Source organism: Bradyrhizobium sp. Ec3.3 (assembly GCF_000472925.1).
Classification (GTDB): domain Bacteria; phylum Pseudomonadota; class Alphaproteobacteria; order Rhizobiales; family Xanthobacteraceae; genus Bradyrhizobium.
On the sequence record NZ_AXAS01000048.1, the window covers coordinates 66,990 to 72,989 of the forward strand.

A 6,000-nucleotide genomic window follows, 5' to 3' on the forward strand; every position below is an offset into this window, starting at 1 on the left:
ATGCCAGGCGTGCGTTGGGCAAGGTTATTGGGGATGGCATGCGCCGCGCTGTCAGCGCTGGCGCTTTCGGCCGCGCCTGCAAGCGCGACCTCGCGCATCAAGGACCTCGCCAACATCGAAGGCGTCCGGCAGAACCAGCTCATCGGCTACGGCCTCGTCGTCGGCCTCAATGGCACCGGCGACACGCTCAACAACATCCCTTTCACCAAGCAGTCGCTGCAGGCGATGCTCGAGCGCATGGGCGTCAACATCCGCGGTGCCACCATCCGCACCGGCAACGTCGCCGCCGTCATGGTGACCGGCAATCTCCCGGCCTTCGCGACGCAGGGTACGCGCATGGACGTCACGGTGTCCGCGCTTGGCGATGCCAAGAACTTGCAGGGCGGCACGCTGCTCGTCACCCCCCTGCTCGGTGCCGACGGCAACGTGTATGCAGTCGCCCAGGGCTCGCTCGCGATCTCCGGCTTCCAGGCTGAGGGCGAAGCTGCAAAAATCGTCCGCGGCGTGCCGACGGTGGGGCGCATCGCCAACGGCGCCATCATCGAGCGCGAGATCGAGTTCGCGCTGAACCGCCTGCCGAACGTGCGGCTGGCACTGCGCAACGCCGACTTCACCACGGCAAAGCGCATCGCGGCGGCCGTCAACGACTATCTCGGCGTCAAGAGCGCCGAGCCGATCGATCCCTCCACCGTGCAGCTCTCGATCCCGCCGGAGTTCAAGGGCAACGTCGTCGCCTTCCTCACCGAGATCGAGCAGCTCCAGGTCGATCCGGATCTCGCCGCGAAAATCATCATCGACGAACGAAGCGGCATCATCGTGATGGGCCGCGACGTTCGCGTCGCCACCGTCGCGGTCGCGCAAGGAAATCTCACCGTCACGATCTCCGAAAGCCCGCAAGTGAGCCAGCCCAATCCGCTGTCGCGCGGCCGCACCGTGGTCACCCCGCGCACCGGCGTCAGCGTCACCGAGGACGGCAAGAAGTTCGCGGTCGTCAAGGACGGCGTCTCGCTCCAGCAACTCGTCGACGGCCTCAACGGCCTCGGCATCGGCCCGCGCGATCTCATCAGCATTCTCCAGGCGATCAAGGCCGCCGGCGCGATCGAAGCCGATATCGAGGTGATGTGATGCAGACCGGCATGATCAATTCGGCCCCCATCGCCTCCTCCGCATTCGCGGTGCAGAGCCGCAACGGCCGGCCCGACTTCGAGCTCGCGAGCGCCCTGCAAAAGGTCTCGCCGCAGCAGCAGGCCAAGGCCCAGAAGACCGCGACCGACTTCGAGGGCATGTTCCTCAACGCGATGTTCTCGCAGATGACGTCGGGCCTGAAGGGCGAGGGCCCGTTCGGCGACACGGTCGGCACCGGCGTGTGGCGCTCGATGCTGACCGAGCAATACTCGAAGAATTTCGCCAATGCCGGCGGCGTCGGCGTGGCCAGCGAAGTCTACCGCACCCTCATCCTGCAGCAGGCGAAAACCATCCGCACGGCATAAGGTACAAACGACATGAACCACTTCAACGCGTCACGTCAGCCGGTGCCCGCCCCTCGCGCTGCCGCTGCACCCGGCAGCGCGAGCGCGCCGGGCAGCGCCGAGGCGCGCAAGCTCGCCGAGGAGCTGATGGACGCGATGAGCGCGCTGCTCGGGCTGATCGAACGGGAGACCGAGCTGGTGCGTGCCGGCCGCCTGCGCGAAGCGCTGGCATTTGAATCGAAGAAGCAGGAATTGTCCCGCCGCTACGTCGGCGCCGTGAGCCAGCTCAAGGCGAACCAGACCCAGCTTGCGAAATCCGCGCCCGAGCTGCTCTCGACGTTGCATCGCCATCACGATGCCTTCCGCGCCATGCTCCAGGTCAACCTCACCGTGCTCGCAACCGCACACGCGGTGTCCGAAAGCGTGATCCGCGGCGTCAACGCCGAGATCCAGAAGCGCAACGTGCCGAACACCTACACCGCCGCCGGCCGGCGCGCCGCACCAGGTCCGCGCCACATCACGCCGCTCTCGGTCAGCCGCTCGCTCTGAGCACTTCGCACAATTCTAGGAAAATCTGCACCGCGAATCAGCGGCTCCGTTAGCCATATTTCCTAACTGGACCTTTAACAGTAAGCCTCCATAGTTGCGCCGAGTGAAGGGGTGGGATTTGACTCGCAAGGCACCAGGAGGGCGCCATGAGTACAGATTTCAGCATCCGGCCGGTGGGGATCCCGGCCCCCGTGCTACCCGTAACGACGTCGAGGCCGGCGGCGAACGATGCTGTGCCGACCGATTTGCCGGCACGTCAGACCGTCAACGCAAGCGACGCTGGCGCGAGCGCACGCAATGATTTGCAGCAGAATGAAAACATGTCGCGCCAGGTCGTGTTCGACCAGGCCGCCGCATCCTTCGTCTTCCAGGTCGTCAATCGAGAGACCGACGCGGTCGTGACGCAATTTCCGGACGAAGCGATGCTGCGCCGCCGCGCCTATTTCCACGCGCTCGACCTCAACAAGGCCGATGCGGTGCATCCCCTCTCCACAGACCGCAGCGCCTGAAGAGGTGAGACCGATTAGTCGTTGGACCTAGCCGCGGCGGCCCGCAACCCTCACGGCCACCGACGCTTGGGCATGAGCCGCAGAACTAGACGGCCTGATTCAGCAGTTCCGCTTCACGTTTGATGAGTTTCTGGATTTCTTTCAGTGAATTGTAGAGAGAGCCGCTCAGGATCAGCTTGCTCGCAGTCTCAATCGACTTTCTGTGGCTCGGCACCGCCTCCAGCAAATCCTTGACGAAGCCCACATAGAGGTCCTGGTATTTCGGGATGTCGTTCTCCAGGTACATCATCTGGACGCAGAGATAGAGCCGCTTCACCGGCGTATTGGCGGTCTCCGCGGTCAGGATGTCCTTCTCCCGCAGAATTGGCGCCTCCCCCGAGATCAATAGCTTGGTGCGCGTGTCGGAGTTGGTGATGAGGCTTTGGCCGATGATAATTCGCTCGAAGGGCTTCAGTTCAACTTTCAGCGCCATCGCTGCTACCTCCTGCTCTCAAACAAGAGCGAGTGATTCGACCACACCCCCGACCGCCCGCATTTTAGCACTGAACCGATCCTGCAACCGAACGAATCGCGCAAATCTCGGGGCATGTCGCCTCGTCGACCGTGGCTCGCTTGGAGCCAGCCGGCCCAACGCGCGAGCTTCGGTTGCCAAACCGTAAATTCGTTTGGTTAACGAGACCTTAACTCCCCAGGTCCGGAAAAACGGACCGGACGCGCGGCGTGACGCGAACCCGGCGCGGTCACTGGAGGGTCGCGGGGGCCTTGTTGAGCACGCTGGCGCCCGTTGCCGGATTAGTGACGACCGTCCCGATCTGGGCGTGACCTGTCTTCGTCAATGCGAACTTGGTGTCGCCGAACCGGAAGGCATGATCCTTGATCAACACATCCTGGTATTGAATCGGACCCGTGCCGCTCTGGTATTTCACCTTGGCGCGAAACCCTTGAACTTCCGAGATCGTAAGCGAGAACTTCTCGCCGGTGGAATATGTGCCCGTCCACGTCCCGGTATAGAGAGTGGGATCGACCGGGACATACTTCGTCTTGGACGATGATGGCGTTGGCGCCGACGCGTAGCTGCTGCTCAGGATGCTGAAGAAATCCACCATCTCAAAAACTCCCGCCGGCACGTCCTCTCAGGCGCGCCCACTCAATCCGGCTGCAATGTTGCGGTTGATCTCGATCAACGGCTTGAGATGCTCGCGCTGAGGGCTGATCTGCAGCGCCGCCGTCTGGGACAGCACGAAGACGCTGATATTGGCGATGTTCTGCCGCACCTGCACCGGCTGCGGGTTCTCATCGCGCTGCGCTTCGCTGAGAAAGATCGTCCAGAGCTTGCGATTGAAGATCAGCGCTTCCGACATCTGCGCGTAGGTCGCGTCAGCATTGGTCATGACGGCCTGCAGCTTGTTCGCAGCCATCAACAATGCCTGGGCTTCGGTGTCCCGCGGAGACAAAGTGGTATTCGCGACGCGCGCATAGGCTTGAGCGGCAGCATTAGACATTCGTCACCTCAGCAACCCCTTTTTTCCGCAGACAAGCTTCCGGATTTCCTCTTGATAATCCCTAAGGAAGGCCAATTAAGATTAACTTACTTGCTGCTCGATTTAGCGTCAGCAAAAGGCGCATCGCCGCTGGCGGCTGTATGAAGTAAGTCTTCAGCGCGCAAAAATAATGCAGTGGTAGTCGCGACAACCGCCCGCCGCCGCAAGACGACATTTTGGATCGGATCAGCGCTGATCGGCGTTCTGACTCTGCCGAGCAGACCGACACCGCCCGGTGCCCCACGGTTGAACAGCGCCGCTGCGCCAATAACCAGGCCGCCGCCGACTCCAGCGAAGCACACGAAGTGGCCGAGATGATGCTTCAACGTCTCATTAACCACGTTTCATAACCAGCAGTTAACCATATTTTAAAAGCTATTCTTCACACTCTCCGATGGTTGGAACCAAAAAACGTGTGCCCGAACCAGGCTGGCGTGCGCACCTAGGGAAGCCATTCAAATGTCCGACGTCGTCCTTACCGCGGCAGTCCGCCAGAACCTGCTCTCGCTGCAGGGAACCGCCCAGTTGCTCTCGACCACGCAGACCCGTCTTGCCACCGGCAAGAAGGTCAACAGCGCGCTCGACAATCCGACCAACTTCTTCACCGCCGCCGGTCTAGATGCCCGCGCCAGCGACATCAGCAACCTGCTCGACAGCATCGGCAACGGCGTGCAGGTCCTGCAGGCGGCCGACACCGGCATCACCTCGCTGCAGAAGCTGGTCGATACTGCGAAGTCGATCGCCAATCAGTCACTGCAGCAACCCACGGGCTACAGCACCAAATCCAACATCCAGTTCACCGGCACGGGCGTTCCCACCGCGACCGGCGGGGCCACTGCCGCAGACCTCACGACCAGCAAGCTCAACGGCGGCGTCTACACGTTCACGAATTCCGTCGGCACCGCAGTCACGATCACGATTGGCACGTCGCCGTCGAGCTTCAACCCGGTGACCCTGACCGCGCAGGTTCAGTCACTGGCCCAGCTCAATCAGGCGCTGGCGGATGCGGGCGTCAACCTGTCGACGTCGATCACCGGCCCGGACAGCTTGACTTTCACATCGACCAATGACGGCGCGGGACAGGTGATCACGGGTACGGCCGCCGCCACGGCTCCCACTGCGCTCGATGCCATCAACATCAGCGCCAATGCCGCGGGTGGCGGCGCCGGCGGCACGGTCGTTGCCGCAGTCCCCGACCCGGTGTCGCAGCAGGCTCGTGCGACCCTCGTCAGCCAGTACAACCAGATCCTTCAGCAGATCACCACCACCGCGCAGGACGCCTCCTTCAACGGCGTCAACCTGCTGGATGGCAATTCGCTGAAGATGATATTCGACGAGACCGGTAAATCGACGCTGACGATCGCAGGCGTCACCTTCAATCCGAACGGTCTCGGCCTGAGCAACCTCACCCCCGGCACTGATTTCACGGACAACGTGCTGACCGGCAAGGTGCTGACCGCTCTCAATACCGCCAGCATCACGCTGCGGTCGCAAGCCTCTGCGTTCGGCGCCAATTTGTCGATCGTGCAGATTCGCCAGGACTTCTCGAAGCAGATCATCAACGTGCTGCAGACCGGCTCGTCCAGCCTGACGCTCGCCGACGCCAACGAGGAAGCGGCCAACAGCCAGGCGCTGTCGACCCGCCAGTCGATCGCGGTGTCGGCGCTGGCACTCGCCAATACGTCGCAGCAGAGTGTGCTGCAGCTCCTGCGCTGACGGCTAGTTTCGGCGACGCTCCTGACAAGAAAGTTGCGGCGGCGGGGCCTGGCCTCGTCGCTTTCTTCTTTGTTCTCGCCGCAAACAAAACGGCGGGGCCGAAGCCCCGCCGCAATTTCGTAGTGAGATTTTGCCGAGGTCAGCGCAGCAGCTGCAACACGGCCTGCTGCGACGTATTGGCGAGCGACAGCGCCGACGTTGCGATCGACTGGCGGG

General features: G+C 62.5%; 9 protein-coding genes. 5 read left to right on the forward strand and 4 right to left on the reverse strand.

Features of this window, described 5'->3' with window-relative positions:
* The 4 genes from YUU_RS0133865 to YUU_RS0133880 all read left to right on the forward strand — a co-directional run bounded on the left by YUU_RS0133865 (nucleotide 1) and on the right by YUU_RS0133880 (nucleotide 2,527).
* Complete coding sequence (locus YUU_RS0133865; RefSeq protein ID WP_027526333.1) at nucleotides 1-1,125, forward strand: flagellar basal body P-ring protein FlgI; 1,125 nt, start codon at nucleotides 1-3, stop codon at nucleotides 1,123-1,125.
* Nucleotides 1,125-1,490, forward strand: a complete 366-nt coding sequence (flgJ, locus tag YUU_RS0133870; RefSeq protein WP_027526334.1) for a flagellar assembly peptidoglycan hydrolase FlgJ — start codon at nucleotides 1,125-1,127, stop codon at nucleotides 1,488-1,490. The genes YUU_RS0133865 and flgJ overlap by 1 nt, the downstream gene beginning before the upstream one ends.
* A 12-nt stretch (nucleotides 1,491-1,502) precedes the next feature.
* The gene (locus tag YUU_RS0133875) at nucleotides 1,503-2,018 is read left to right on the forward strand and encodes a hypothetical protein (RefSeq protein WP_027526335.1); all 516 of its coding nucleotides are present in this window, start codon (nucleotides 1,503-1,505) and stop codon (nucleotides 2,016-2,018) included.
* Between the two features lie 146 nt (nucleotides 2,019-2,164).
* A complete protein-coding gene (locus YUU_RS0133880; protein WP_027526336.1) occupies nucleotides 2,165-2,527 on the forward strand; it encodes a hypothetical protein in 363 nt (120 codons plus the stop codon).
* Between the two features lie 85 nt (nucleotides 2,528-2,612).
* On the opposite strand, the gene flbT is transcribed toward YUU_RS0133880, so the two are convergent.
* From flbT to YUU_RS59150, 4 genes are all read right to left on the reverse strand, one after another.
* Nucleotides 2,613-2,999, reverse strand: a complete 387-nt coding sequence (gene flbT, locus YUU_RS0133885; RefSeq protein ID WP_027526337.1) for a flagellar biosynthesis repressor FlbT — start codon at nucleotides 2,997-2,999, stop codon at nucleotides 2,613-2,615.
* Nucleotides 3,000-3,267: 268 nt separating this feature from the next.
* On the reverse strand, nucleotides 3,268-3,633 hold the full coding sequence (locus YUU_RS0133890) for a hypothetical protein (protein WP_027526338.1): 366 nt from the start codon (nucleotides 3,631-3,633) through the stop codon (nucleotides 3,268-3,270).
* Nucleotides 3,634-3,660: 27 nt separating this feature from the next.
* On the reverse strand, nucleotides 3,661-4,029 hold the full coding sequence (flaF, locus tag YUU_RS0133895) for a flagellar biosynthesis regulator FlaF (protein ID WP_027526339.1): 369 nt from the start codon (nucleotides 4,027-4,029) through the stop codon (nucleotides 3,661-3,663).
* Nucleotides 4,030-4,115: 86 nt separating this feature from the next.
* Nucleotides 4,116-4,409 carry a hypothetical protein gene (locus YUU_RS59150; protein WP_156944651.1) on the reverse strand — a complete coding sequence of 98 codons (294 nt, stop codon included), beginning with the start codon at nucleotides 4,407-4,409 and terminating at the stop codon, nucleotides 4,116-4,118.
* Between the two features lie 118 nt (nucleotides 4,410-4,527).
* Here YUU_RS59150 and YUU_RS0133900 point away from each other — a divergent pair, with 118 nt between their 5' ends.
* Entirely contained in the window at nucleotides 4,528-5,784 is a 1,257-nt protein-coding gene (locus tag YUU_RS0133900; RefSeq protein WP_027526340.1) for a flagellin, read from the forward strand.
* Nucleotides 5,785-6,000 lie beyond the last annotated feature (216 nt).

Excerpts from the sequence above, each read along its gene's own strand:
- flaF (WP_027526339.1), bottom strand. The coding sequence starts at position 4,029 with ATGTCTAATGCTGCCGCTCAAGCCTATGCGCGCGTCGCGAATACCACT.
- YUU_RS0133875 (WP_027526335.1), top strand. The coding sequence starts at position 1,503 with ATGAACCACTTCAACGCGTCACGTCAGCCGGTGCCCGCCCCTCGCGCT.
- YUU_RS0133890 (WP_027526338.1), bottom strand. The coding sequence starts at position 3,633 with ATGGTGGATTTCTTCAGCATCCTGAGCAGCAGCTACGCGTCGGCGCCA.
- YUU_RS0133880 (WP_027526336.1), top strand. The coding sequence starts at position 2,165 with ATGAGTACAGATTTCAGCATCCGGCCGGTGGGGATCCCGGCCCCCGTG.
- flgJ (WP_027526334.1), top strand. The coding sequence starts at position 1,125 with ATGCAGACCGGCATGATCAATTCGGCCCCCATCGCCTCCTCCGCATTC.
- YUU_RS0133900 (WP_027526340.1), top strand. The coding sequence starts at position 4,528 with ATGTCCGACGTCGTCCTTACCGCGGCAGTCCGCCAGAACCTGCTCTCG.
- flbT (WP_027526337.1), bottom strand. The coding sequence starts at position 2,999 with ATGGCGCTGAAAGTTGAACTGAAGCCCTTCGAGCGAATTATCATCGGC.
- YUU_RS0133865 (WP_027526333.1), top strand. The coding sequence starts at position 1 with ATGCCAGGCGTGCGTTGGGCAAGGTTATTGGGGATGGCATGCGCCGCG.